25 protein-coding genes and 4 tRNA genes are annotated in these 24,543 nt (G+C 66.4%); 5 read left to right on the top strand and 24 right to left on the bottom strand.

What is annotated here, in order from left to right; translation table 11 throughout:
• The first annotated feature begins 98 nt into the window (after window positions 1-98).
• Window positions 99-425, top strand: a complete 327-nt coding sequence (locus BKK79_RS17505) for a hemin uptake protein HemP (protein WP_071016489.1) — start codon at window positions 99-101, stop codon at window positions 423-425.
• Between the two features lie 158 nt (window positions 426-583).
• Here BKK79_RS17505 and BKK79_RS17500 read toward each other — a convergent pair whose 3' ends face one another.
• From BKK79_RS17500 to BKK79_RS17490, 3 genes are all read right to left on the bottom strand, one after another.
• Entirely contained in the window at window positions 584-991 is a 408-nt protein-coding gene (locus tag BKK79_RS17500) for a heme-binding protein (protein ID WP_071014216.1), read from the bottom strand.
• Between the two features lie 178 nt (window positions 992-1,169).
• The gene (locus BKK79_RS17495; RefSeq protein ID WP_071016491.1) at window positions 1,170-1,430 is read right to left on the bottom strand and encodes a hypothetical protein; all 261 of its coding nucleotides are present in this window, start codon (window positions 1,428-1,430) and stop codon (window positions 1,170-1,172) included.
• Window positions 1,431-1,755: 325 nt separating this feature from the next.
• Complete coding sequence (locus tag BKK79_RS17490) at window positions 1,756-2,073, bottom strand: hypothetical protein (RefSeq protein WP_071038136.1); 318 nt, start codon at window positions 2,071-2,073, stop codon at window positions 1,756-1,758.
• A gap of 160 nt (window positions 2,074-2,233) precedes the next feature.
• On the opposite strand from BKK79_RS17490, the gene BKK79_RS17485 reads away from it, so the two are divergent.
• Window positions 2,234-2,320, top strand: a tRNA-Leu gene (locus BKK79_RS17485).
• 27 nt (window positions 2,321-2,347) lie between these two features.
• Here BKK79_RS17485 and BKK79_RS17480 read toward each other — a convergent pair.
• Entirely contained in the window at window positions 2,348-3,442 is a 1,095-nt protein-coding gene (locus tag BKK79_RS17480; RefSeq protein ID WP_232346227.1) for a YeiH family protein, read from the bottom strand.
• 101 nt (window positions 3,443-3,543) lie between these two features.
• On the opposite strand from BKK79_RS17480, the gene BKK79_RS17475 reads away from it, so the two are divergent.
• Window positions 3,544-4,446 (top strand): LysR family transcriptional regulator, encoded by a 903-nt coding sequence (locus BKK79_RS17475; protein WP_071038134.1) that lies wholly within the window; start codon window positions 3,544-3,546, stop codon window positions 4,444-4,446.
• A gap of 1 nt (window position 4,447) precedes the next feature.
• On the opposite strand, the gene BKK79_RS17470 is transcribed toward BKK79_RS17475, so the two are convergent.
• From BKK79_RS17470 to uvrC, 6 genes are all read right to left on the bottom strand, one after another.
• Window positions 4,448-5,683: a cation:proton antiporter domain-containing protein gene (locus BKK79_RS17470; protein ID WP_084084763.1), complete on the bottom strand. Its 1,236-nt coding sequence runs from the start codon at window positions 5,681-5,683 to the stop codon at window positions 4,448-4,450.
• 460 nt (window positions 5,684-6,143) lie between these two features.
• Window positions 6,144-6,217, bottom strand: a tRNA-Cys gene (locus BKK79_RS17465).
• Window positions 6,218-6,314: 97 nt separating this feature from the next.
• A tRNA-Gly gene (locus BKK79_RS17460) sits at window positions 6,315-6,390 on the bottom strand.
• A 76-nt stretch (window positions 6,391-6,466) separates the two neighbouring features.
• A tRNA-Gly gene (locus BKK79_RS17455) sits at window positions 6,467-6,542 on the bottom strand.
• 170 nt (window positions 6,543-6,712) lie between these two features.
• Window positions 6,713-7,315 (bottom strand): CDP-diacylglycerol--glycerol-3-phosphate 3-phosphatidyltransferase, encoded by a 603-nt coding sequence (gene pgsA, locus BKK79_RS17450; protein ID WP_071014226.1) that lies wholly within the window; start codon window positions 7,313-7,315, stop codon window positions 6,713-6,715.
• A gap of 160 nt (window positions 7,316-7,475) precedes the next feature.
• Window positions 7,476-9,488 carry an excinuclease ABC subunit UvrC gene (gene uvrC, locus BKK79_RS17445; protein WP_071014229.1) on the bottom strand — a complete coding sequence of 671 codons (2,013 nt, stop codon included), beginning with the start codon at window positions 9,486-9,488 and terminating at the stop codon, window positions 7,476-7,478.
• 141 nt (window positions 9,489-9,629) lie between these two features.
• On the opposite strand from uvrC, the gene earP reads away from it, so the two are divergent.
• Window positions 9,630-10,787 carry an elongation factor P maturation arginine rhamnosyltransferase EarP gene (gene earP / locus BKK79_RS17440; protein WP_071014230.1) on the top strand — a complete coding sequence of 386 codons (1,158 nt, stop codon included), beginning with the start codon at window positions 9,630-9,632 and terminating at the stop codon, window positions 10,785-10,787.
• Window positions 10,788-11,032: 245 nt separating this feature from the next.
• A complete protein-coding gene (efp, locus tag BKK79_RS17435; RefSeq protein ID WP_071014233.1) occupies window positions 11,033-11,593 on the top strand; it encodes an elongation factor P in 561 nt (186 codons plus the stop codon).
• Window positions 11,594-11,745: 152 nt separating this feature from the next.
• Here efp and nagZ read toward each other — a convergent pair whose 3' ends face one another.
• The 14 genes from nagZ to rpoE form a co-directional block, all read right to left on the bottom strand.
• The gene (gene nagZ / locus BKK79_RS17430) at window positions 11,746-12,795 is read right to left on the bottom strand and encodes a beta-N-acetylhexosaminidase (RefSeq protein ID WP_071038133.1); all 1,050 of its coding nucleotides are present in this window, start codon (window positions 12,793-12,795) and stop codon (window positions 11,746-11,748) included.
• Entirely contained in the window at window positions 12,792-13,229 is a 438-nt protein-coding gene (gene acpS / locus BKK79_RS17425; RefSeq protein WP_071014239.1) for a holo-ACP synthase, read from the bottom strand. Before acpS ends, nagZ begins: the two co-directional genes overlap by 4 nt.
• Window positions 13,226-14,014, bottom strand: a complete 789-nt coding sequence (gene pdxJ / locus BKK79_RS17420) for a pyridoxine 5'-phosphate synthase (protein ID WP_071014242.1) — start codon at window positions 14,012-14,014, stop codon at window positions 13,226-13,228. The genes acpS and pdxJ overlap by 4 nt, the downstream gene beginning before the upstream one ends.
• 20 nt (window positions 14,015-14,034) lie before the next feature.
• The gene (gene recO, locus BKK79_RS17415; RefSeq protein ID WP_071016493.1) at window positions 14,035-14,919 is read right to left on the bottom strand and encodes a DNA repair protein RecO; all 885 of its coding nucleotides are present in this window, start codon (window positions 14,917-14,919) and stop codon (window positions 14,035-14,037) included.
• Window positions 14,920-14,940: 21 nt separating this feature from the next.
• Window positions 14,941-15,876 (bottom strand): GTPase Era, encoded by a 936-nt coding sequence (gene era / locus BKK79_RS17410; RefSeq protein ID WP_071014244.1) that lies wholly within the window; start codon window positions 15,874-15,876, stop codon window positions 14,941-14,943.
• Window positions 15,873-16,643 carry a ribonuclease III gene (gene rnc, locus BKK79_RS17405; protein ID WP_071014245.1) on the bottom strand — a complete coding sequence of 257 codons (771 nt, stop codon included), beginning with the start codon at window positions 16,641-16,643 and terminating at the stop codon, window positions 15,873-15,875. The genes era and rnc overlap by 4 nt, the downstream gene beginning before the upstream one ends.
• 1 nt (window position 16,644) lies before the next feature.
• Window positions 16,645-16,983, bottom strand: coding sequence for a DUF4845 domain-containing protein (locus BKK79_RS17400; RefSeq protein ID WP_231907929.1), 339 nt, complete (start codon window positions 16,981-16,983; stop codon window positions 16,645-16,647).
• 119 nt (window positions 16,984-17,102) lie between these two features.
• Window positions 17,103-17,999, bottom strand: a complete 897-nt coding sequence (gene lepB, locus BKK79_RS17395; RefSeq protein WP_071014251.1) for a signal peptidase I — start codon at window positions 17,997-17,999, stop codon at window positions 17,103-17,105.
• A gap of 95 nt (window positions 18,000-18,094) precedes the next feature.
• Window positions 18,095-19,888: a translation elongation factor 4 gene (gene lepA, locus BKK79_RS17390; RefSeq protein WP_071038132.1), complete on the bottom strand. Its 1,794-nt coding sequence runs from the start codon at window positions 19,886-19,888 to the stop codon at window positions 18,095-18,097.
• Between the two features lie 214 nt (window positions 19,889-20,102).
• Complete coding sequence (locus tag BKK79_RS17385) at window positions 20,103-20,375, bottom strand: glutaredoxin family protein (RefSeq protein WP_071038131.1); 273 nt, start codon at window positions 20,373-20,375, stop codon at window positions 20,103-20,105.
• Between the two features lie 16 nt (window positions 20,376-20,391).
• Window positions 20,392-21,888: a DegQ family serine endoprotease gene (locus BKK79_RS17380; RefSeq protein WP_071014260.1), complete on the bottom strand. Its 1,497-nt coding sequence runs from the start codon at window positions 21,886-21,888 to the stop codon at window positions 20,392-20,394.
• A gap of 131 nt (window positions 21,889-22,019) precedes the next feature.
• Window positions 22,020-23,096: a MucB/RseB C-terminal domain-containing protein gene (locus BKK79_RS17375; RefSeq protein WP_071016495.1), complete on the bottom strand. Its 1,077-nt coding sequence runs from the start codon at window positions 23,094-23,096 to the stop codon at window positions 22,020-22,022.
• Between the two features lie 8 nt (window positions 23,097-23,104).
• On the bottom strand, window positions 23,105-23,734 hold the full coding sequence (locus tag BKK79_RS17370; protein ID WP_071014262.1) for a sigma-E factor negative regulatory protein: 630 nt from the start codon (window positions 23,732-23,734) through the stop codon (window positions 23,105-23,107).
• Window positions 23,735-23,845: 111 nt separating this feature from the next.
• On the bottom strand, window positions 23,846-24,445 hold the full coding sequence (rpoE, locus tag BKK79_RS17365; RefSeq protein WP_071014264.1) for an RNA polymerase sigma factor RpoE: 600 nt from the start codon (window positions 24,443-24,445) through the stop codon (window positions 23,846-23,848).
• Window positions 24,446-24,543 lie beyond the last annotated feature (98 nt).

The raw sequence follows: 24,543 nt of genomic DNA, 5'->3' as shown, positions 1-24,543 counted from the left end.
CCATTGTATTGATAACCATTCGCATTTAAGATGGTCGTACCTGACCAATACACAAGCCGGCATGCATTGCCGGCACCGAGACCTACCGGAGTCCGATGATGAGCACCTTTGCCCTGCCGCTGCCGCAACCGCGCGAAGTCACCCGCCGGCGTCTATCCTTGCGCCGCGTTGAAGTGAACCCCGCGCAGCCGCGCCGGGAAACGCCGGCGGCTGCGGCAATCGAAACCGTGAAATGCGCAGTGGCGGCGCTGCCCGCCCGTCTCGAGGCTCTGGTCCGGGACAGCCGGCCCGCGGCACCCGCCACGGGTGAACCGGTGCGTCTCGACACCCTGATGCGGGGCGCCAGCACGCTGCCGATCCTGCACAACGGCGAGGTCTACACCTTGCGCATCACGCGCTACGGCAAGCTGATCCTGACCAAATAAGCAAACGGGGAAAGAACCGCGGCACGCGCCACCGCAAGGTGGACCGGCGATGGCGCAACAAAAGGAAAACGGGGCGCCATGGCGCCCCGTTTTTCGTTGCCGCGGCCCGCCTCGCGAGCGTCTTGGCATGCAGGACCGGCGCATGCCGGCCCCCCCGCTCAGACTCCCAGCGCGGCGATGCCAGCGCGGGCGATCTGGGCATCTTCGGCCGACTTGACTCCCGAGACACCGACCGCACCGACCACCTGGTCGTTGACCACGATGGGCACGCCGCCTTCCAGCATGCCTTGCAGCACCGGGGCCGTCGTGAAGGAGTGGCGGCCGTTGTTGATCATGTCCTCGTAGATCTTGGACTCGCGGCGACCCAGCGAGGAAGTGCGGGCCTTCTCGGTGGCGATATAGGCCGAGATCGGGGCAGCGCCGTCCAGGCGCACCATGGCAAGAGGATGGCCGCCATCGTCGACCACGACGATCGCGACGGCCCAGTGATTGGCCTTCGCCTCGGCTTCTGCCGCGGCCAGCACCTTCTTCACGTCATCAGCCGTCAGCACGGTTTTCTGCTGCATACCACTCTCCTCGAAAATCATTGCGAAACAGGAGCCGGCAGTATAGCCGCTGGCGCCGGGCCGCTGCCATGGGCGAAAGCACGCCTAAAAAGCAAAAGACCCGCAACATTTGCGGGTCCTTTTCAGTCTGTTTTCCTGCTGTGCGGGGCCGGCCGGGGGAAGCCGGCACCCACCGGCATCAGACGCCTTCCGAGAACGGGTCGCGGCGGTCGCCGACCTTCGCACCGTCGGTGTACGGGTCTACCTTGCCCAGCTTGGCGCCGTCAGTGTACGGATCCACCTTGCCCAGCTTCGCGCCGTCGGTGTACGGATCGGCCTTGCCGATCTTGGCGCCATCGAGATAGGGGTCGACCTTGCGCGGGGCGGCTTGCGCCGAAACGGAAAGGGCCGACAGGGCGGTAAGGGCGGCAAGCGCCACCAGGCTGGTCTTGATCTTCATGTCGCGGTCATCCTTGTATTTGATGCGAGCCATCACCATCCTTGCCGGGCGCCTTCGTGTCGCGCCTGTCATGACGGTGTCACAGCAATAGTGTAGGGGAAAACCCTAGGCCAAAGTGATGTCCGCTTTGATCAGTCACTTCAGTTTTTTTGACCCTCACCAAAATAGGGAAAAAAGAAGGGAACCTTGCACCACTTTCGACGTCGTCATCGCCCCGAGACAAAGCATCGGAATCCCGGCGACCAATGACCAGGGGCTCCTGACGGAGCCCCTGTTGACACTGCCGGCACGGCATCGGCGCTTGTCGCACCATGCCCTGCCCCGCTCAATGACGCCAGTGTCCGCGACCGTGCCACCGGTCCGGCGGGCCGTAGAAGCGCGGACCACCGTAGTAGTAGCCCGGACCGTAATACACCGGTGCCGGGCGCACGATCACGGGCGGCGCACCGTAGTACACCGGCGCGGGCGCGACCACCACCGGCGGAGGCGGCGCATAGTAGACCGGCGGAGGCGGATAGTAGGCGGGAGCCCCGACGACCACGCCGGGCACGCCAATCGCCACGCCAACGCTGACGTGCGCCATGGCCGCGCCTGATGCGAGCGCTGCCGCGACGCCAAGACCTGCAAGCATCCAACGCTTCATGTTCGTGCCTCTGGTTGTGACGGGATTTATACGGTCATTGTAAAACCCCAGGAAAATCCAGGTGCAACCGTCGGGACGACATTGTTACCAGTCGTAACCGGGAACATGGCGGCGCGCTTGCATCCAACCGCCCGAACCACCACAATACCGGGCTTGCCGGGCGGCCGTGGAGAAATTGGTAGACTCAGCAGACTTAAAATCTGCCGCCTTCACAGGCTTACGGGTTCGAGTCCCGTCGGCCGCACCAGCAACTCCCGCCCATCCTCCCGTGGCTTTACGCCATGACGGCGCACAATGCAGCGCCGGCCGCCATCAGGAACACGAACAGCAGGCCGGCCAGCGCCAGCGGCCGCCGCCCCGCGCGCAGCAGGTCGCCAAGGCGCGTATGCAGGCCGATGGCCAGCATGGCGCAGGCCAGCAGCCAGTTGTCCAGAGCCGTCAGTCCGGCCATCCACGCCTGCGGCACCCAGCCTGCCGAATGCACAGCCATGACCACCACGAAGCCCACCGCGAACCAGGGCACTGACTTCCGCAGCGACACCAGGGTGCCCCGCCCCTCTCCCGCTGCCCCCTGCTTCCCCGATCCGCGCGAAGCACTACGCTGCCACAGGGCCATGCCCAGCAGCAGCGGGCCAAGCGCCAGCACGCGCACCATCTTCGCTACCACCGCGGCGTCCGCGGTGGCGTCGCTGACCATCTTGCCCGCCGCGATCACTTGCGCCACTTCATGCAGGGTGGCGCCGGTGAAAATGCCGAACAGGCGCTCCGTCACCGGCCAGTGCCATTGCTGCGTGGCCAGGGTGAAGAGATAGGGGTAGAGCAGCATGCCGGCCGTGCCGAACAACACCACGGTCGCCACGGCCACGGCGGTCTGCTTGTCGTCGCTGCGCAGCACCGACGACACGGCGATGGCCGCGGCGGCGCCGCAGATCGCGCTGCCGGCGCTGACCAGCAGGGCCTCGCGCCGGCTCAGCCCGAACAGCGAGGCGCCCAGCCAGGTACCGACCAGCAGGGTGGCAACCAGCATGAGCAAGGGTACGACCACTCCGGAGACGCCCAGCGCGGCGATCGCGCCGAACGTCAGGCGCAGCCCGTACAAGGCCACACCGATACGCAGCATATGATGGCGCGCCAACTGCATGCCCGGCGCCAGCGGCGCCAGCCAGTCACGCGGCATGGTGTTGGCAGCCACCATGCCGGCACACATGGCAAGGGTCAGCGCGCTCAGGCCGTAGCGCGAGATGGCGGGGTGGTCGGCCAGCACCATGGCCAGCCATGCGATGCCGCCCAGGGGCAGCAAAGTCAGCACTCGCGTGCGCCAGGCCGGCGATGCATTGTCGGCACGCGAGGCGGTCAGGCTGGTGGACATGGAGGACTCCCGCTTCATGGATGGTCGATGTCCCGAGCGTAGCGGGCCCCAATCAATCTGTGAAACAGGTAATATCGTTATGATCAATCTGAATTAACGATATGGAACACCGCCCCCTGCGCCTGACCCTGCGCCAGCTTTCCGTGTTCGTCGCCGTTGCCCAGCATGGCAGCACGGTGGCCGCCAGCGAAGCGCTGGCGCTCTCGCAATCCGCCGTCAGCGCCGCGCTGGCCGAGCTGGAGCGGGCGCTCGGCGGCCCCCTGTTCGATCGCGTCGCACGCCGCCTCAGCATCAACGAGACCGGACGGCTATTCTTCCCGCGCGCGTTGTCGCTGCTGGACCAGGCGTACGAGCTCGAGCGCTTTCCCCTGCAGTCGGGCGTGCAGTTGCGCCTGGCCGCCAGCAACACCATCGGCAGCTATATCCTGCCGGCCCTGCTGCGCGGCTTCCGCGACAGCCAGCCGGGACCGTGCGCGCTCGATATGCGCATCGGCAATACGCGCGAGGTCCTGCAGGCGCTGCTGCAGTTCGAAGCCGACCTCGGCCTGATCGAAGGCACCTGCCACGAGCGCGACCTGCGCAGCACACACTGGTGCGACGATGAGATGGTGGTGGTGGTCGGCACCACGCACCCGCTGGCGCAGCGGCCGGTCAGCCGCCAGGCCCTGCGCGAGGCCGACTGGATCGTGCGCGAGCCCGGCTCGGGTACGCGCGAGGTGATCGAGCAGCGCCTGGTGCCGCTGCTCGGCGAACTGCGCTTCGCGCTGGAACTGGGCAACGCTGAAGCCATCAAGCGCACAGTGATGAGCGGCTTCGGCATTAGCTGCCTGTCGCTGCACGTGGTGGCGGAGGAACTGGAGCGCGGCCAGCTGGTGGCTTTGCGCGCCGGCATGCCGCCCCTGGTCCGGCCGTTGCAACTGGTGGTGCACGAGCACAAGTATCCGACCCAGGGCCTGCTGGCCTTCACCGAGTACCTGCACCGCGGCGCCAGCGCAGGCGCCTGACTCAGGACAGGTCGGCTTCCGCGAGGGTGCGCGCCTGCCGGGCCGTGTAGCGGTCGAGCAGGTGGAAGAGCAGCGGATTGAGCATGATCGACAGCAGCGCGCCGGCCACGATCAGTGCCTGCGCGCGCTCCGGCAGGATCTTCAGGTACACGCCCAGGCTGGCGAGGATGAAGGAGAACTCGCCGATCTGCGCGAGGCTGGCGGCAATGGTCAGGCCGGTGCGGGTGTCGTAGCCGAAGACACGCACGATGCCCAGTGCTGCCAGGGACTTGACCACCAGGATGATGAACAGCGTGGCCAGCACGCCCCAAGGGTCGGCGACCAGCACGGCAGGATCGAACAGCATGCCGACCGAGACGAAGAACAGCACCGCGAAGGCATCCCGCAGCGGCAGCGACTCCTCGGCCGCCCGGTGGCTGAACTCGGACTCCGCCAGCACCATACCGGCGAAGAAGGCCCCCAGCGCGAACGAGACGCCGAACAGGTAGAAGGCACCGAAGGCCACGCCCAGCGCCGTGGCCAGGACGCCGAGGCGGAACAGTTCACGGCTGCCGCTCCAGACGATGCGTTCCAGCATCCAGGGGATGAAGCGCCGCCCGATCAGAAGCATCACGGCGACGAAGGCGGCCACCTTGCCCAGCGTCACCAACACTGCCACCAGGATATCGCCGGCGCCGGGCGAGGCCGCCCCGTCCGCCTGCGCACCCGGGGCCAGCAGGCCTGCCAGCGCGGGCAGCAGCACCAGCGTCAAGACCATCGCCAGATCCTCGACGACCAGCCAGCCCACGGCGATCCGGCCCTGCGGCGAGTCGATCAGGTCACGATCCTGCAAAGCCTTGAGCAGCACCACGGTACTGGCCACCGACAGGGCCAGGCCGAACACCAGCCCTTGCCCCCAGCTCCAGCCCAGGGCCCAGGACACACCCATGCCAAGCAGCGTGGCAATGCCGATCTGCGCCACCGCGCCGGGAATCGCGATAGCCCGCACGGCCAGCAGGTCCTTGATCGAGAAATGCAGGCCGACCCCGAACATCAGCAGGATCACACCCAGCTCCGCCAGCTCCGGCGCCAGCGTCTGGTCGGCCGTATATCCGGGCGTGTGCGGCCCCACCACGATGCCCGCGCACAGGTAGCCGATCAGCGGCGGCAGGCGCAGCCGCGCCGCCAGCGCACCGAGCAGGAAAGCCAGCACGATGCCGCCGACGATGGTACTGATGAGCGGGGAGGCGTGATGCATGCGTTGTCGATTCCTTTTTCGGAGGCCGCAGGGGGGCAGATTGGACAAGCCTCCGCCGGCGCCGAACTCCTGGCCAGCGCTGTCCACTGACACCGGGCATGCTGCGCGGGAGCCCGCGCTGGCGTGCCGTACTGCTGCTCGGAAAAGGCGGAAAACGGGAAAGCCGTCAATGGCGCACGGGTACGAACGGATCGCTGCCCGCGACCGGCATGGCATTGGCGGTTCCGCTCAGACTGGGCTGGGGGACCCGGCGCGAAGGTGCCGACGGCTGCGCATAATGTAACACGATCCCCGTGCAGGCCATGGCAAGAACAAGGGCCGGATATGCCACCTGGACCGCTATGGCGATAGGCCCCCGGTTCGTACCGCTGCGCGCCGCCCGCACTCGCAGCGCGCGGCGCGAGCGGGCAGCACCAAAGCAAAAAGCCCCGAAGCAGATGCTTCGGGGCTTTCGCTGATCTGGAGGCGGAGGTCGGAATCGAACCGGCGTACACGGCTTTGCAGGCCGCTGCATAACCACTCTGCCACCCCGCCAGGCGACATTTTCTGGATTGTATCCGCAATCAGCCACCCAACGGGGCGACGCGGCCACAAGCCAAAACAAAAGGGAAGCCGGGCTTCCCTTTGGGATTGGAGCGGGAGACGAGTCTCGAACTCGCGACCTCAACCTTGGCAAGGTTGCGCTCTACCAACTGAGCTACTCCCGCGTACTACTACTCAAACCACTAGGCTTGCCCGCCACAGCATCGAACTTGTCGATCGTCTGGCGTACTCGCCGAAACCTGGAGCGGGAGACGAGTCTCGAACTCGCGACCTCAACCTTGGCAAGGTTGCGCTCTACCAACTGAGCTACTCCCGCAGGGATATCATCAACTACTTCGCTTTGCCAATCGCGCGCTAACTGCTGCCTACTGCAGCGTTCTCGCATCAGCTTCGCTTTACCTCGCTGTTTCGTTTGCGTCGTCAGCAGCGAGAACGAGATTATTGCAAAGGACGATTCCGGACGTCAAGCTTTTTTTGCATTCGCCCTCACTTTTGCGTGTGGGCCTCCCCGACCAGTGCGCTGCGCTCGCGGATCTGCGGCCACGCCAGCTTCATGTAGTACACCATCGACCACAGTGTCAGCACCGCCGCCAGGTAGATCATCCAGGTGCCGAGCACGCTGGCGTCGATGCCACCGGACAACGGGCCGTTGAACAGCAGCAGCGGGATCGCGATCATCTGGAAGGTCGTCTTCAGCTTGCCCAGGAAGTTGACCGCCACGCTCTTGGAGGCACCGATCTGCGCCATCCACTCGCGCAAGGCCGAGATCGTGATCTCGCGACCGATGATGACCAGCGCGATCAGGTCGGTGACCCGCCCCAGCGCCAGCAACGACAGCAGCGCCGCCGTCACCATCAGCTTGTCGGCGACCGGATCGAGGAAGGCGCCGAAGGACGAAGTCTGGTTCCAGCGCCGCGCCAGGAAGCCGTCGAGCCAGTCGGTGACGGCGGCGATGATGAAGAAGACTGCCGCCGTCAGGTTCTTGGCATGCATCGGCACCCATGCCTCCGGCAGGTAGAAGACCCCCACCACGAGCGGGATCATGGCAACGCGGAGCCAGGTCAGCAGAATCGGGATGTTCAGGGGCATGGGTCGGGGCGCGGGAAACAGCGGTCGAAGCGGTGGACAACCGTGAGATTGTCGCCGATTTCCCCCCTCGGGGGGCCATTCCGGCATTCCACGCGGCCGGACTGGCCGGATGGCGGCCCCGTCCAGGGCGATGCAGGTACTCTCCGGCACCGGTGTTCTCTCAGTGCAGCTGGCGATAGATCTCCTCGGCCAACGCGCGCGAAATGCCCTCGACGCTGGCCAGCTCGTCGACGCTGGCGGCCACCACGCCGCGCAGCCCGCCGAAGCGAGTCAGCAGCTTCTGGCGCCGGCGCGCGCCGACGCCTTCGATTTCCTCCAGCCGGGAGGTGGTACGCGCCTTGGCACGGCGCGCGCGCATGCCGGTGATGGCGAACCGGTGAGCCTCGTCGCGGATCTGCGCCACCAGCATCAGCGCGGCGCTGCCCGGCCCCAGTTCCAGTGCGGCGCGGCCATCGGCAAAGACCAGCGTTTCCAACCCGACCTTGCGGCCCTCGCCTTTCGCCACGCCGACCAGCATGCCGATATCGAGGCCGAGTTCTTCGAACACCTGCCGCGCCACCTCGACCTGGCCCTTGCCACCGTCGATGAGCACGATTTGCGGCAGTTGTACCGGCTCGCCCGCGCCGGCCCCCTCTTCCTGCTCGACCAGCTTCTGGTAGCGCCGCGTGAGCGCCTGGCGCATGGCGGCATAGTCATCGCCGGGGGTGATGCCCTGGATGTTGTAGCGCCGGTATTCGCTGTTCTGCATTTCGTGGTGGTGGAACACCACACAGGACGCCTGCGTCGCCTCGCCTGCCGTGTGGCTGATATCGAAGCACTCGACGCGCAGTTCGGCCAGGTCGTCGGGCTCCAGCCCGATGGTCTCGGCCAGGGCGCGCGTGCGAGCCTGCTGGCTGCCCTGCTCGGCCAGGCGCCGCGCGAGCGCCAGCGCCGCTCCCTGCTGCGCCATCTCGAGCCAGGTGCGGCGCTGGCCCTGCGGCTGGCGCACCAGCGAGACCTTGCGGCCGGCCTGCATGGCCAGCGCTTCCGCCAGCGCGCGATCGGCCGGCAGGTGGCTGACCACCAGGATGGGCGGCGGGGGCTGGTCCAGATAGTGCTGCGCCATGAAGGCAGCCATCACGCCACCGGCAATGCGTTCGACAGCGCTGCCGGCGGCCTCCTCTGCTGGCGCGGCGCTGCCCGGCGCCCTCTCGCCTGCCTCCCCTGCCGGCGCTTCGGCGGCAGCCTCCACCGGCATGGCCTCGAGCGCCTCGTCGCCGACGATCATCGCCGCCTCCTCGGCATGGGCCGGGAAATAGGCCCGATCGCCCAGGTGGCGCCCGCCCCGCACCATGGCGAGATTGACACAGGCACGCCCGCCCTCGACTGCGACCGCCAGAATGTCGATGTCGCGCGCCAGCCCCACCTCTTCGACCGCCTGGCGGCTCAGCACGGTCGACAGCGCCGCGATCTGGTCGCGCACGACGGCGGCCTGCTCGAATTCGAGCTGCTCGGCATACCGCTCCATCTTGGACTGCAGCCCCTCCAGCACCTCGGTCTGGCGCCCCTGCAGGAAGCCGGCGGCATTCTGCACGTCGCGCGCATAGTCGGCCTCACCGATCGCTCCCACGCAAGGACCGGTGCAGCGATGGATCTGGTGCAGCAGGCAGGGCCGCGTGCGGTTGTTGAAGACGGTGTCCTCGCAGGTGCGCAGCTGGAACACGCGCTGCAGGATCTGCATGCTCTCGCGCACCGCATGCGCGCTGGGGAAGGGGCCGAAGTACTGGTGCCTGCGGTCAGTCGCGCCCCGGTAGTAGGCCATGCGCGGGAAGCGGTGCCCGCTGAGCTTCAGGTAGGGATAGGACTTGTCGTCGCGGAACAGGATGTTGTAGCGCGGCGCCAGCGCCTTGATCAGGTTGTTCTCGAGCAGCAGCGCCTCGGCCTCGGTGCGGACCACGGTGGTTTCGATCTGCGCGATCTTGGCCACCATCATCGCGATGCGCGGCGACAGCTGCGTCTTGTTGAAGTAGCTGGAGACGCGCTTCTTCAGGTCGCGCGCCTTGCCGACGTAGAGCACGCGGCCGTCGCTGTCGAGATAGCGGTAGACGCCGGGCAGGCCGGGCAATTGCGCGATGACAGCCTTGGGATCGAATGCCGGCGGCGTGGCGGAGGATGCGGATTCCTGCTCTGACATGGGCGGATCTGGAGACACGGCACGGGTCCCGGCACACGGCGCGGCCGGGACACGCTCTAAAATCGCAAGTGTAGAGCAATCCCCGGCCATGCCGGCCCGCCGTATCCGGCCTCCCCTACCGATCCCCCAAAGACCCCTGTCATGCCCATCCGTTCCTGGGACATCTTCTGCACCGTGATCGACAACTTCGGCGATATCGGCGTCTGCTGGCGGCTGGCGCGCCAGCTGGCGCAGGAGCACGGCCACACGGTGCGGCTCTGGGTCGACGACCTGAACGCCTTCGCGCGCCTCGCGCCCGGGCTGGATCCGACGGCGCCGCAACAACGCATCGCCGGCGTCGAGATCCGCCCCTGGCCGCGCGACGAGCCCGCCGCCACCACGGTGTTCTGCGAGGCCGTGCCGCACGATGTCGTGATCGAGGCCTTCGCCTGCACCCTGCCCGAGCCGTTCCTGGCGCGCATGGCAACGCGCGTGCCGCATCCCGCCTGGATCAACCTGGAGTACCTGAGCGCCGAGCCTTGGGTGCGCGACTACCACGCCATGCCGTCGCCGCATCCGCGCCTGCCGCTGACCAAGCATTTCTTTTTCCCCGGCTTCGAGCCGGGTACCGGCGGCCTGCTGCGAGAAACAGCGCTCGGCGCCGAGCGCGAGGCCTTCCTCGGCAGCGCCGCCGCCCAGGCGGCGCTGTGGCACCGCCTGGACGCGCAGCCGCTCGCCGAGGCGCTCAAGGTGAGCCTGTTCGCCTACGCCAACGCGTCCCTGCCGGCCTTGCTGCAACAATGGCGCGACGGCCCCCGCCGGGTGCAGTGCCTGGTCCCGCTGGGCCTCGCCGCCGACCAGGTCGCAGCCTGCCTGGACACCCAGGCGCAGGTGGGCCGGCATTTCACGGCGGGCGCCCTCAGCGTGCACTTCGTGCCCTTCGTGCGCCAGGAGCACTACGATGAACTGCTGTGGGCCTGCGACCTGAACTTCGTACGCGGCGAGGACTCCTTCGTACGCGCGCACTGGGCCTCCCGCCCGCTGGTCTGGCAGATCTACCCCCAGGCCGACGACGCGCACCGGGCCAAGCTGGACGCCTACCTCGAACTGGCCGGGCGCCATGCCGACCCCGCCGCCAGCGCGGTGCAGACCGCCTTCTGGCACGCCTGGAACGGCTTCGGCGGCGAGGTCGACTGGCCCGCGCTGGCCGCCCGCCTGCCGGCCCTGCAGGCGGCGGCCGGGAACTGGCAGCGGCGCCTGCGCCACCTCGGCGACCTGGCCGCCAATCTGGTGGCTTTTTGCGAGAATCAGGTAGAATAACGGGTTGATTTGATGGCGACCGGCCCGGAAAACCGGGGTAGCCTTCGCGCAGTGCCTGTCCCGCCCGACGATCCGCCAAAAGCGCGGCCGCCAAGCGGACGGATGTCTCGGCGGGAGCACCTGGAGCGTCGGCTCGACGCACAGCGGCGGCGGGATTGCAGTGGATCTTGCGGGTCTGCAACGCGCCAGCGCACATCATCGCCATCCCGCATTCCGGGACTTTCTTTTTCAGGAAATCAGTTCAGATGAAAATCGCACAAGAACTCCGCGTCGGCAACGTGTTCATGATGAACGGCGCTCCGATGGTGGTCCAGAAGGCCGAGTACAACAAGTCGGGCCGTAACGCCGCCGTCGTCAAGATGAAATACAAGAACCTGCTCACCGAAGCTCCGGGCGAGTCGGTGTTCAAGGCCGACGACAAGTTCGAAGTGGTGGTGCTCGAGCGCCGCGAATGCACCTACTCGTACTTCGCCGACCCGATGTATGTGTTCATGGACGCCGACTACAACCAGTTCGAAGTCGAGAAGGACAGCATGGGCGACGCGCTGAACTACCTCGAGGACAGCATGGCCGTGGAAGTGGTGTTCTACAACGAGAAGGCCATCTCGGTCGAACTGCCGACCAGCCTGGTGCGCGAGATCGTCTACACCGAACCCGCCGTCAAGGGCGACACCTCGTCGGGCAAGGTGCTGAAGAGCGCCAAGATCAACACCGGCTTCGAACTGCAAGTGCCGCTGTTCTGCAACATCGGCGACAAGATCGAAATCGACACCCGTACCGGCGAATACCGCAGCCGCGCCAACTAAGGCGATGCACCGTGCGCGCCCCGGCGTGCGCGGCGGGACGAAGAAAGGGCAGCCTCGGCTGCCCTTTTTCTTTTTTCTTACGCTCGGCCGCTTGCCTCGTACGGCTCGCCCGGCGGCCGCCCGGCCACCGGGCGAGCCGGACGCAACGCAGCTCAGGCGACCAGGTCCAGCGCCTTGAGCTGGCGCAGGGCTGCGCGGTACTGCGGCTGGCGGTGCAGCTTGTTCCAGTCGAGCGGCCTGCGGCGTGCAAACAGCTTGCGGATGCGTCGCTGCGATGCCTTGCCGATGGTCACATCCAGCTCGTCGAGCAGCTGGTCGGCACGCTCCGGATGGTTGCAGATCAGCACCATATCGCAGCCGGCGCCGAGCGCCGCGCGGGCCGCCTCGGTCACGCTGCCGGCCACGCTGGCTCCTTCCATGCTCAGGTCATCGCTGAAGATCACCCCCTCGAAACCGAGCTGGCTGCGCAAGATGTCCTGCAGCCAGATGCGCGAGAAGCCCGCCGGCTGCGCGTCCACCTGCGGGTAGATCACATGGGCAGGCATCACCGAGGCCAGCGACAGCCCCATCCAGTCGTAGGGCCGTGCGTCCTGCGCCAGGATCTCTTCGAGCGGGCGCTCGTCGATCGGCACCGCCACGTGAGAATCCGCAGCAACATAGCCGTGCCCCGGGAAGTGCTTGCCGCAGTTGGCCATGCCGGCCAGAAGCAGGCCGTGGGCCAGGTGGTTGGCCAGCATGGTGACCACGCGCGGATCGGCGTGGAAGGCGCGGTCGCCGATCACCGCGCTGCGGCCATAGTCGAGGTCGAGCACCGGCGTGAAGCTCAGGTCGATGTCGCAGGCACGCAATTCGCTGGCCAGCACATAGCCGCAGTCGACCGCCGCCTTGGTCGCGGCCAGCACATCGCGATCCCACAACTCGCCGAGGCGGGACATCGCCGGCAGGTGCGTGAAGCCATCGGTCTTGCAGCGCTGCACCCGCCCGCCTTCGTGGTCGATGCAGATCAGCACGTCGTCGCGCACCGCGCGGATGGCGCGCGTCAGGGCCACCAACTGCGCGCGCGACTCGAAATTGCGCGCGAACAGGATCACGCCACCGGTCAACGGATGCGCGATGCGGCGCGCATCCTCGGCGTCGAGTTGCTTGCCGACGATGTCGAGCACCACGGGGCCCGGCCGCTTGCCGGAGATCAGTTGAGTCATGGAGTATCTTGTTCCGGTTCGGTAGCACGCGCGGCGCCGTCCGCCACGCGCTCGGCGATCGCGAAGGCGACCGCATAGTCTTGTTCATCGCTGACGCTGACGCGCACCGCCAGGCCGCGCGCGCGCATCCATTCGGCCAGTTCGCCGCTGCACTGGGCGACGGGCTCGCCCGAGGGCAGGTTCAGCAGCTCCATCGCGCGCCAGGTCATGGGCCAGCGCATGCCCAGCCCGATGGCCTTGGAAAAGGCCTCCTTGGCGGCAAAACGGGTGGCCAGGAAGGCCAGCCCCCGCTTCTCGGAGCGGGCCAGGCGGGCATGGTACTTCTCCAGTTCGCGCGGGCCCAGGACCTTCTGTGCGAAGCGTCCGCCGGTGCGCGCCATCACGCCGCGCACGCGCTCGATCTGGATGATGTCGGTACCCAGTCCGTAGATCACGCCGGCGCGCTCCCGCCCGGCCCCGGATAGCGCGTGCCGAGGCGCGCCGCGACCATGATCGCCTTCATCTCGCGCACCGCGTTCTGCCAGCCGGCGAAGACAGCATGCGCGACGATGGCGTGGCCGATGTTCAGTTCGGTGATGCCCGGCAGCGCCGCGATCGGCTGCACATTGGTGTAGTGCAGGCCATGGCCGGCGTTGACCACCAGGCCGTGGCGCAGGCCGGTCTCGACGCCGTCGGCAACGCGACGGAACTCGATCGCCTGTTCATCTGGCGTGTGCGCATCGGCATAGCGGCCGGTGTGCAGCTCGATCACCGGCGCGCCGCAGGCGGCGGCGGCTTCGATCTGCTCCGCCTGTGCGTCGATGAACAGCGAGACGCGGATGCCCGCGCCGGCAAGCTGGCGGCAGGCGGCCTTGACCTGCTCGAAGCGGCCCGCCACATCGAGCCCGCCCTCGGTGGTGACTTCCTCGCGGCGCTCCGGCACCAGGCAGACGTCCTGGGGACGGATCTCGCAGGCGATGTCGAGCATCTCCGGGGTGATCGCGCATTCGAGATTCATGCGGGTGGCCAACTGCGGACGCAGCGCGCGCACATCGGCATCGCGGATATGGCGGCGGTCCTCGCGCAGGTGCAGCGTGATCAGGTCGGCGCCGGCCTCCTCGGCCTGCAGCGCGGCCTGGATCGGATCCGGATAGACCGTGCCGCGCGCATTGCGCAGCGTGGCGACGTGGTCGATGTTGACGCCGAGATCGATGACACCGGGATGGGCGTGGAAGATCATGCGAGTCTTTTGGTAAGGTCTCAGAGATAGTGCAGGTCGATCAGGATCTGGCGCGTCCTGAGCGGTTCGCCCTGCAGGTAATAGTGCAGCAGGAAACGCATCAGCGCGCGGCTCTGCGCCGCCGTCTGCGCCCTGCCATAGTCATCCTGGGCCATGTCGAGCAGGGACTGGCCGCCGATCACCGGCCACGACGACGGATCGCTCGCGTGCGCCGGCCGCACGCCTCGCTCCGGATGGTAGACATAGTCCACCTCGGGCCGCACCCGCTCGCCGGTGCTGGTACAACGGTCGAAGGCCACGGCAAAGCCGGTTTCCTGCAGCAACGTGCGCTCGAAGCTGCGCAAAACCAGGCCAGCGGGCTCACCGTGGCCGAGCCGCGTCAAGGTGGCCATGTAGTGGCGGAACAGCGCCGCGTGGCCATCTTCGCGCGGGCAGAAGCGCAGCAGCAGTTCGTTCAGGTAGAAGCCGGACAGCAGCGCGTCGGCGGCAAGCGGCAGCATGCCGCCCACCCACTCCGCCTTGGTCAGGGTCTTGACCTCGCCCCTTCCGCTCCAGGACAGCGCGATCGGCTGGAAATGCTGCAGCACAGGACGCAGTGCGGAATGCGCGCGCTTGGCGCCCTTGGCCACCAGGGCCATGCGGCCATGGTCCCGCGTGAACACGTCGAGGATCAGGCTGGTCTCGCGGTAGGGCCACGAATGCAGCACGAAGCCCGGCTGGTTGTTGACGCGCACCTCGCTGCGCGCCGGCATGATGCGCAGGGCGCGGTCCATCATCGCGCGCTGCTCGGCGACGCTCGCGCCGCGCACGTCCTGGACGCCCAGGACCTCCGCCGCATCCTCGGCCACCGGATCGCCGCGGCGGCCGCCGCGCGGGCCCTGCCCGCCGCCCGCCAGCTCGGGCATCTTGCTCACCCGGTCACCCGCTCATTCGTAGCCGTAGGCGCGCAGCCCGGCCTCGTTGTCGGCCCAGCCGCCCTTGACCTTGATCCACAGCTCCAGGTAGACCTTGCCATCGAACAGCTTTTCCATGTCGAGGCGGGCCTCGGTGGAGATCTGCTTGAGCTTGCTGCCCTTGTTGCCGATGATCATGGCCTTGTGCGCGTCGCGCTCGACCAGGATGGTGGCGAAGACGCGGCGCAGGCGCCCTTCCGTCTCGAACTTGTCGATGATGACGGTGCTGGTATAGGGCAGTTCGTCGCCGGTCCAGCGGAAGACCTTCTCGCGGATGATCTCCGAGGCGAGGAAGCGCTCGCTGCGGTCAGTGAGCGCATCGGCACCGTACATCGGCTCGCCCTCGGGCAGATAAGGCCGGATGATGGCGAACAGGCGCTGGATATGGTCGCGCGTCTTGGCCGACATCGGCACCACTTCGCGGAAGGGGAAGACCTGCCCCATCTTTTCCAGGAAGGGCATGACCACCGCCGCGCGCTCGGCACCGATGCGGTCGAGCTTGTTGACGATGAGCAGCACCGGCACGTTTTTCGGCAGCAGCGCCAGCACCTTCTCGTCGTCCGGGCCATACTGCCCGGCCTCGACCACGAACAGGACCAGGTCGACCGTCGACAGCGTCGACGTGACGGCGCGGTTCAGCGAGCGGTTGAGCGCGCTGGCATGCCGTGTCTGGAAACCGGGCGTGTCGACGAAGACGTACTGCGCGTCCTCGCTGGTCTGGATGCCGACGATGCGATGGCGGGTGGTCTGCGCCTTGCGCGAGGTGATGCTGATCTTCTGGCCGACCAGCGCGTTCATCAGCGTGGACTTGCCAACGTTGGGGCGGCCGACGATGGCCACGGTACCGCAGCGGAAGCCGGCGGGAGGGGTGTCCGCGGCATCCTGCCGCGGCGCTTGGGATTCGGTCATTCCTTCAACCTGAGAGACAACTGAGGATCGGGCGGCGCCGGCTGCTTGCGGGTCTTGCCGGTACGCTCGGCGCGGCTGCGCTTGAGCAGCTGGGGCACCAGCTTCTGGACCTCTTCGAGGGCCAGCTTGGCCGCCGCCTGCTCCGCCGCGCGGCGCGACGCGCCCGTGCCGAACACACGCACCTCCAGTTTAGGCACCGTGCATTCGACTTCAAACTGTTGATTGTGCGCCGCACCATGCGTGGCGATCACGCTGTATTGCGGCAGGGCGATCTTGTGGCCTTGCAGGTACTCCTGCAGCAGGGTCTTGGCGTCCTTGCCCAGCGTGCGCGGATCGACCTGTTCCAGGATGGGGATGTACAACTTGCGGATCAGGGCCCGCGCGGCGTCGAAACCGGCATCGAGGAAAACTGCGCCGACGATAGCCTCCAGCGCATCGGCCAGGATCGAGGGACGGCGGAAACCGCCGCTCTTCAGTTCGCCCTCCCCCAGGCGCAGCACGTCGGAAAGCTGCAGCATCTGCGCGATCTCGTACAGCGCCTGCTGCTTGACGAGGTTGGCGCGCACGCGCGACAGGTCGCCTTCGTCGAGCTTGCCGAACATGCCGTAGAGCATGTCGGCCACAGCGCAGTTCAGCACCGAGTCGCCGAGAAACTCCAGGCGCTCGTTGTGCTGGGCGCTGTGGCTGCGGTGCGTCAGCGCCTGTTGCAGCAATTCGGGCTTGCTGAATCGGTAGCCGAGTCGTTGCTGCAAGGCGTCGAGGTTCATGTCAGTACTGCGTTCCCGAATAGGTAATCAAAAAACTGAGCGGGCCATAGATCGGGACCTCGCTGCGGTAGGAGAAACTGACCGCCCCTATGCCTCCGCCCTCGCTTTCCTGGATGTCCAGGTCGTCGCCGCGCAGGGCCGTGATGCGGTCGATCTGGGCCTGCTTGTCAAAATAGCCCGCCACCTCCTGCTTGCCGGAAGCCTGCTGGCGGGCATAGGCTACCGCACGCTTGACCGAGAAGTACTCCAGCAGGCTCGGGATCGTCTTGATCACCGGAATCACCACGCCCACCGCCACCAGGACCACCACCAGCAGGGTTCCCAGCGAGAATCCTCGCATCCGGGTCGGCCGGAGCCGCCCTCCACCGACTGCTCCGCTCCGCCCCGTCTGACCCATTCTGCGCCTATCCTAGCTTGTTATGGTGAGGTGATACGCTGGCTCCACACGGCTGCCCCGGCCTACTTGAAGGAACCGATGCGGCCGAAATTGCCAAGGTTCATCCAGATCAGGAAGGCCTTGCCGACGATGTTCCGGTCCGGCACGAAGCCCCAGTAACGGGAATCCAGGCTGTTGTCGCGATTGTCGCCCATGACGAAATAGTGACCCGGCGGCACCTTGCAGGTCAGCCCCTGCTGATTGTAAGTGCAGTTCTCGTGGAAGGGAAAATCCGGGTCCGCCCCCGAGACATAAGCCGGCCGGTCCGGGTCGTTGAGGATTCCGTGGTCGGGGCCCGCGGGCAGCTTCTCGCGGAAATGCTTCGAATAAGCCAGGCGCTCCTCGTCCAGGTAGTCGGGCAGCGGCGCGTACTCCGCCGGCTTGCCGTTGATGGTAAGGCGCTTGTCCTGGTAGCTGACCACGTCGCCGGGCACGCCGATCACACGCTTGATGTAGTCGAGGGACTCGTCCTTCGGGTAGCGGAACACCATCACGTCGCCGCGCTGCGGTTCGCCGATATCGAGGACCTTCTTGTTGATCACCGGCAGCCGGATACCGTAATCATACTTGTTGACCAGGATGAAATCGCCGATCAGCAAGGTGGGGATCATCGAGCCGGAAGGGATCTTGAACGGCTCGACCACGAAGGAGCGCAGGACGAATACCGCCAGGATGACCGGGAAGAAGCTGGCCGAATACTCCAGCCACCAGGGCTGGCGCAGCTTCTCCTCGGCCAGGCGGCTGCGCGAATGGTCCAGGTCGGACTGGCCGTAGCGCTGCAGCTCTGCCTGGCGCGCATCGAACTCGGCCAGCGCCGACTGCGCGGCCAGGCGCCGCTGCTTTTCGAAGACGAGCTTGTCGGCGACCCACGCGATGCCCGTGACCACCACCAGCACAAAAAGAATCAGTGCAAAGTTCATGACGGCTTGCTTGTTGACGATTATTGGTTAAGCCCGGCTGCTGCGCCGCCTGCATGCCGCGCGCACCGGTGCCCCCCCTTCTCTTGCCGCTTCCCTTATTTCTCTTCGACCTTCAGGATGGCGAGGAAGGCCTCCTGCGGGATCTCGACGGTGCCGACCTGCTTCATGCGCTTCTTGCCGGCCTTCTGCTTTTCCAGCAGCTTCTTCTTGCGCGAGATATCGCCGCCATAGCACTTCGCCAGCACGTTCTTGCGCAGCGCCTTGACGTTCTCGCGGGCGATGATGTTCGAGCCGATGGCCGCCTGGATCGCCACGTCGTACATCTGGCGCGGAATGATCTCGCGCATCTTGGCCGCCACCTCGCGCCCGCGGTACTGCGAGTTCGAGCGGTGCACGATCACCGACAGGGCATCCACCTTGTCGCTGTTGATCAGGATGTCCACCTTGACCACGTCGGACGGCCGGTATTCCTTGAACTCGTAGTCCATCGAGGCATAGCCGCGCGACACCGACTTGAGCCGGTCGAAGAAGTCCATGACGATCTCCGCCATGGGGATCTCGTAGGTGAGCTGCACCTGCTTGCCGTGGTAGCTCATATTGATCTGCGTGCCGCGCTTCTGCGTGCACAGCGTGATCACCGAGCCGACATAGTCCTGCGGCATATACAGGTTGACGGTGACGATCGGCTCGAGGATCGCCTCGATCTTGGCCGGGTCCGGCATCTTGGCCGGGTTCTCCACCGTGACCATGGTGCCGTCGCGCAGCTGTACCTGGTAGACCACCGTCGGCGCGGTGGTGATCAGGTCCATGTCGAACTCGCGCTCGAGCCGCTCCTGCACGATCTCCATGTGCAGCAGGCCGAGGAAGCCGCAGCGGAAGCCGAAGCCCAGCGCTTGCGACACCTCGGGCTCGAACTGCAGCGAGGCGTCGTTCAGGCGCAGTTTCTCCAGCGATTCGCGCAGCGCCTCGTACTGGTTGGCCTCCACCGGATAGAGGCCGGCGAACACCTGCGGCTTGACCTCCTTGAAGCCAGGCAGCGGCGACTCGGCCTTGCGTGCCACGCTGGTGATGGTGTCGCCCACCTTGGCCGCCTTCAGTTCCTTGATGCCGGCGATGACGAAGCCGACCTGGCCGGCCGAAAGCGCGTCGCGCTGGATCGACTTAGGCGAGAACACGCCGACCTGCTCGACCAGGTGCTGGGCGCCCGTGGCCATCAGCAGCACCCTGTCCTTGGTGCGCAGCGTGCCGTTGACCACGCGCACCAGCATCACCACGCCGACGTAGTTGTCGAACCAGGAATCGATGATCAGCGCCTGCAGCGGCGCGTCCGGATCGCCCTTGGGCGGCGGCACCTTGGCGATCAGCGCCTCGATCACGTCCGCCACGCCCTGGCCGGTCTTGGCCGAGCACGGCGTGGCGTCATGCGCGTCGATGCCGATGACGTCCTCGATCTCCTGGATCGCGTTTTCCGGATCGGCCTGCGGCAGGTCGATCTTGTTCAGCACCGGCACCACTTCGACGCCCAGCTCGATCGCCGTGTAGCAGTTGGCGACGGTCTGCGCCTCCACGCCCTGCGAAGCGTCGACCACCAGCAGCGCTCCCTCGCAGGCCGACAGCGAGCGGCTGACTTCATAGCTGAAGTCGACGTGCCCCGGGGTGTCGATCAGGTTCAGGTTGTAGACCTTGCCATCACGCGCCTTGTAGCTCAGCGCCGCGGTCTGGGCCTTGATGGTGATGCCGCGCTCCTTCTCGATATCCATCGAATCGAGCACCTGCGCCTCCATCTCGCGGTCTGACAGGCCGCCGCAGAGCTGGATGATGCGGTCGGCCAGGGTCGATTTCCCGTGGTCGATGTGGGCGATGATCGAGAAATTGCGGATATGGTCCATCTATATACAGGGAAAGCGCCGGCGCGAAGGGCGGGGCGACAAAGCTAGGGAACGACCCGGAATTGGCGCCCGCCCGGGCGCGTCCGCTCCCGGTCGCTGATATTCGGTGGCGCGCGCCATCCGCGGATGTCGACGCCAAAACGCGATTTTACCGGATTTCGGGGGCTTCCCGCATCGTGACATGGGGCCGCGCCGGCGCCCTGCCACAGGCGGGCTAGTGCGGCAGGTCGCGACAATGTGCGGCAAGCCACACCCGTACCGCAACGGCATCGAGAAAGTAGCGACAAAGTGCCTCGCCGCCGGCGCCCGGCGCCCCGCCCACCAGCAGCGGAACCCGCTCCCCTATGCGCGACTCGAGCATGGGATCCGCCTCGACATCGACTTCGTGCAGCGTGAAGTCGAATTCACGGCGCAGCGGCGCCAGCGCTGCCTTCATGTCGTCACACAGACGGCAGCGGTGCCTGCCATACAGCGTGAGCGCCGTCATCGCCGCATGGCGCCGCTCAACGCGAAGCGTTGCTACCCGGGCGCAGGGTCAGCACCTGGGTGGCATCGCCACGGCGCACGAACAGCGCCGCCAGTCGGTTCTTGTCGAGCGCGCGCACCATGTCGTTGAATTGCCTGGCGCTGGTGACATCGGTATCGCCGAGGCGCAGGATGATGTCGCCCGGGCGGATGCCCGCACGCAAGGCCGGACCGTCGACCGTATCCACCTCCACACCCGACTTGATCTTCAACTCCTTGAGCCGTGCTTCGTTCAGGTCATTGACGATCAGGCCCAGCGCGTTCGGCTTCGCCGCAGTCCCGCCGTCATCGCGCGGGCTGCTGCTCGCGCGCGCCTTGGGCTTGTTGTCCTGTTCCAGCTCGACCACGGTGATGGTGAGCTCGCGCGTGGCGCCCTTGCGCCAGACCTGCATCGGCACCCGGCTGCCCGGTTTGGTGTCGCCCACCATGCGCGGCAGGTCCGAGGCGCGCTCGATATCCCTGCCGTTGAACTTCAGGATGATGTCGCCCGGCTCCACGCCGGCGCGCTCGGCAGGGCCGCCCGGCTCCACGCTGCCCACCAGGGCGCCGCGCGCCCGTCCCAGGCCCAGCGAATCGGCGACTTCCTTGGTAACCTCACCGATCGCCACCGCGATGCGTCCGCGCGTCACCTTGCCGGTGGCCTTGAGCTGCTCGACCACGCGCATCGCTTCGTCGATCGGGATGGCGAAGGAAATACCCATGTAGCCGCCACTGCGACTATAGATCTGCGAGTTGATGCCGATCACCTCGCCGCGCAGGTTGATCAGCGGACCGCCCGAATTGCCCGGGTTGACCGCCACGTCAGTCTGGATGAACGGCAGGTAGTCGCCGGTGTCGCGCCCCTTGGCGGACACGATGCCGGCCGTCACGCTGTTGTCGAGGCCGAACGGTGAGCCGATCGCCAGCACCCATTCGCCGGCGCGGACCTTGTCGGAATCGCCCAGCGGCAGCTTGGGCAGGCCGGTCGCTTCGATCTTGATCAGTGCCACATCGGTACGCTTGTCCGAACCGATCAGCTTGGCCTTGAATTCACGCTTGTCGGGCAGCGTCACGTAGATGGTGTCGGCGTCGGCAACCACATGGGTGTTGGTCATCACGTAGCCGTCCTGGCTGATGATGAAACCCGAACCGACGCCGCGGTTCATCTCCTCGCCCTGGCCTTGACCCTGGCCTTGACCCTGGCCCTGCGGAGGCTGGCCGCGACGAGGCGCGGGCGCACCGGGCATCGGCACGCCGAAGAAGCGGCGGAAGAACTCCGCCATGTCGTCATCCTGGCTGCCGCCCTGGCGGACCCGCTCGGTGGTGCGGATATTGACCACGGCCGGGCTGGTCTTCTCCACCAGGTCGGTGAAGTCGGGCACACCGTAGCTGGGGGCCGCGGCCTGGGCATGGCCCAGTTCGGACACCATCGGCACGATGGCGAGGATGGCAGCCATCACCAGGGTGCGAGCCATGGCAGGCGATTTGGAAATCATCGACAACTCCCGGGAACTCAGCTTGTAGCTGGCAAGGTCTGTCTATTTGAGACAACTGTGAGAACGCCGCGCGGCGATCGCAAGCAACCGGCGCCGCCCGCGGCGGCGCCCGGCTCGGGATGGCACCTGGCTCAGTGCGTCACCTTGGGCGAATGGTACTCGACTGCTGCCGCGAACTGCTTCACCGTCGCGGCAGGTACTTCGCCGACCACCGTGATCCAGAAGTCAGCGATGCGGCGGACCACCACCTGGGTGGCGCCCAGTGAAGCCACGCCCTCGCGCCTGGCGCGCTGCTCCGAAACCGGCTCGATGAATACCGACAGGCCGGTCAGGCCATCGCTGTACACGACCTGCTGCACCTCGAAGGTCTGATTGCGGCCATCGCCCTGCTGGCCACGCAGCTCACCGAGCGGCCGACGCACTTCGCGGATCTTCTGGAAGCCTTTGACCGGCACATTGATCGACCAGCCTTCGTCGGCGATATTGGCCGGCTGGTAGGTGACCTCGTAGTGGCTCCAGCCGCTGGATCCGCGGATCGCCGACAGGATGCGCTGCTTCTCCGATGGCACGCCGATCTGGACCTGCGAGAAGGCGACCTGCTCGAGCACCTTGCCGTTCTCGTCCAGGGTCTGTGCACGCACCAGCAGGCCCGAATTCTTCTCGGCCCACAGGCGGACCGCATAGCGGGCGCCGTCGTGCGGTTGCAAGGCGAAGACCGCGCACTCAAGACCGGCAAGGCGCTCGTCCGGCAGCTTGCGCATGTCGTAGAGATCGAGCACGTCGGTCTTGTTGGTGGCGAGCAGGGCCGGGAAGCGGTCCTTGGCCTGCTGCTTCTCCACTACCACCAGTTTGGCCTCCGGAATCAGGCTGTGCACGACATCGTTCTCGCGCAGGACTTCGCGCGGCTTGCCGTCGAGCGTTTCGAGACGCTCGTATTCGTTCTGCGCCGCGTCGCTGTAATGCTGGATGCGCGAGGCATGCATGACGCTGCCGCGCTGGTAGATCAGGGTGCCGTTGTAGTTCTCACGCTGCGCCGCGCGGTGAATCTTGTTCAGCCAGGCCGTCGCGTCGCGGCGCGCCAGCGCGGTGTCCGCCGGCTGGGCGCTCGCCGCAGCCGCAGTCAGACAGAAGGCCAGAAAAAAGGACCTGCGCAGGGCCCTTATTCTGTGTGCGCCCGCTACATAGGCGGGCGACCATCCCTTATGCATGTCCGGCATTATTCCTGCGAATTGTCCTGAATGAAGTTGGCGCTGTTGGCAACCGCGCGCATGGTGGGCACGACCGCATCGGTCGCCACGGACACGCGATGAGCGCGCAGGTATTCGTCCAGGCGCGGATCCCGGATCATCTGCCCGCTGTCGGCCGCCACGGTGACGACCCCGCCGGCCTTGGCCGCAGGCTGGTCGGCCCGGGCCACCACCGCATCCGGCGCACCCACGTCGCCCGCACCGCGCATCTGCGGCACGACCACCCAGCTGACCGCGGCGACGGCCGCGGCAATGGCGGTACCCGGTACCACGCGGCGCACCCACGACGGACGCAGCAGCAGGCGCTGGCGCGCCTGACCTGCCTGGGCGACCGCCGGCACGAGGACGTGCGGCTCGCTGTCCAGCCGCGCCGAGAAGCGGGCCAGGAAGGCATTGGTCGAATCGATATGCGCGAGGTCTTCCGAACGCAGCACGTCGCCGATCATCTGGAAGGTCGACCAGTCGGCCAGGCCTTGGCCGCTGCGCGCGAATTCCAGCGCGGCGCTGGCCTCGTGCGGTGCCAGCTCGCCATCCATCAGCGCGGAAACCTGCTCCGCCGCATCCATTACATGAACCGACTGCTTATGAGCCTGACCCATTTCCCACCCCAAGACATTCCATTGAACACCGATAATCCCGTGACTGCTTGTCGCTTATCGATGCAGGAATTGACTGCAACGCTGGCCGCACGACATTTCTTTACAACGCTTCTACCACCGCTTGCCTTCTGCCGTTCCAAGTAGCGGACGCAGCTTCTCGGCAATCGCCTCGCGCGCCCGGAAGATGCGCGAGCGCACCGTACCGATCGGGCAGCCCATCGCCTCCGCGATCTCCTCATAACTGAGGCCTTCGATCTCGCGCAGTGTGATGGCCGTGCGCAACTCTTCCGGCAGTGCTTCCATCGCCCGGTTCACCGTCTCGGCAACCTGGCGCGTGTGGAGCATCGACTCCGGCGTATTGATATCCCTTAGTTGCTCGCCGTCCGCAAAAGTTTCAGCCTCCTCGGCATCAATGTCTGTTGACGCTTCCGGGCGGCGGCCCTGGGTGGCCAGATAGTTCTTGGCCGTGTTGACGGCGATCCGGTACAACCACGTGTAGAAGGCCGACTCGCCCCGGAACTGGGGCAAGGCACGGTATGCCTTGATAAAGGCATCCTGCGCCACATCCTCCACTTCAGCGGGGTCCCGGACCAGGCGCGAAATCAGGCGGATGATCTTGCGGTGATACTTGGTCACCAGCAACTCAAAGGCCCGCTTGTCGCCCTGCTGGACGCGTTCAACTAGGAGCTGATCGGCTTCGCGTTCGCTCACGAATGGTTCACCTGCAGTGTATCTCTTGGTTTCGTCGTCACGACAAACGTTGTATTTTACCTACGATTCGGTGGCGCACACGTCTTGGCTATGCATAG

The sequence above is a fragment of the Cupriavidus sp. USMAA2-4 genome (genome assembly GCF_001854305.1).
GTDB lineage: Bacteria > Pseudomonadota > Gammaproteobacteria > Burkholderiales > Burkholderiaceae > Cupriavidus > Cupriavidus malaysiensis.
Note: the sequence above shows the minus strand (reverse complement) of the source record. Positions and strands in the feature narration are given on the sequence as shown.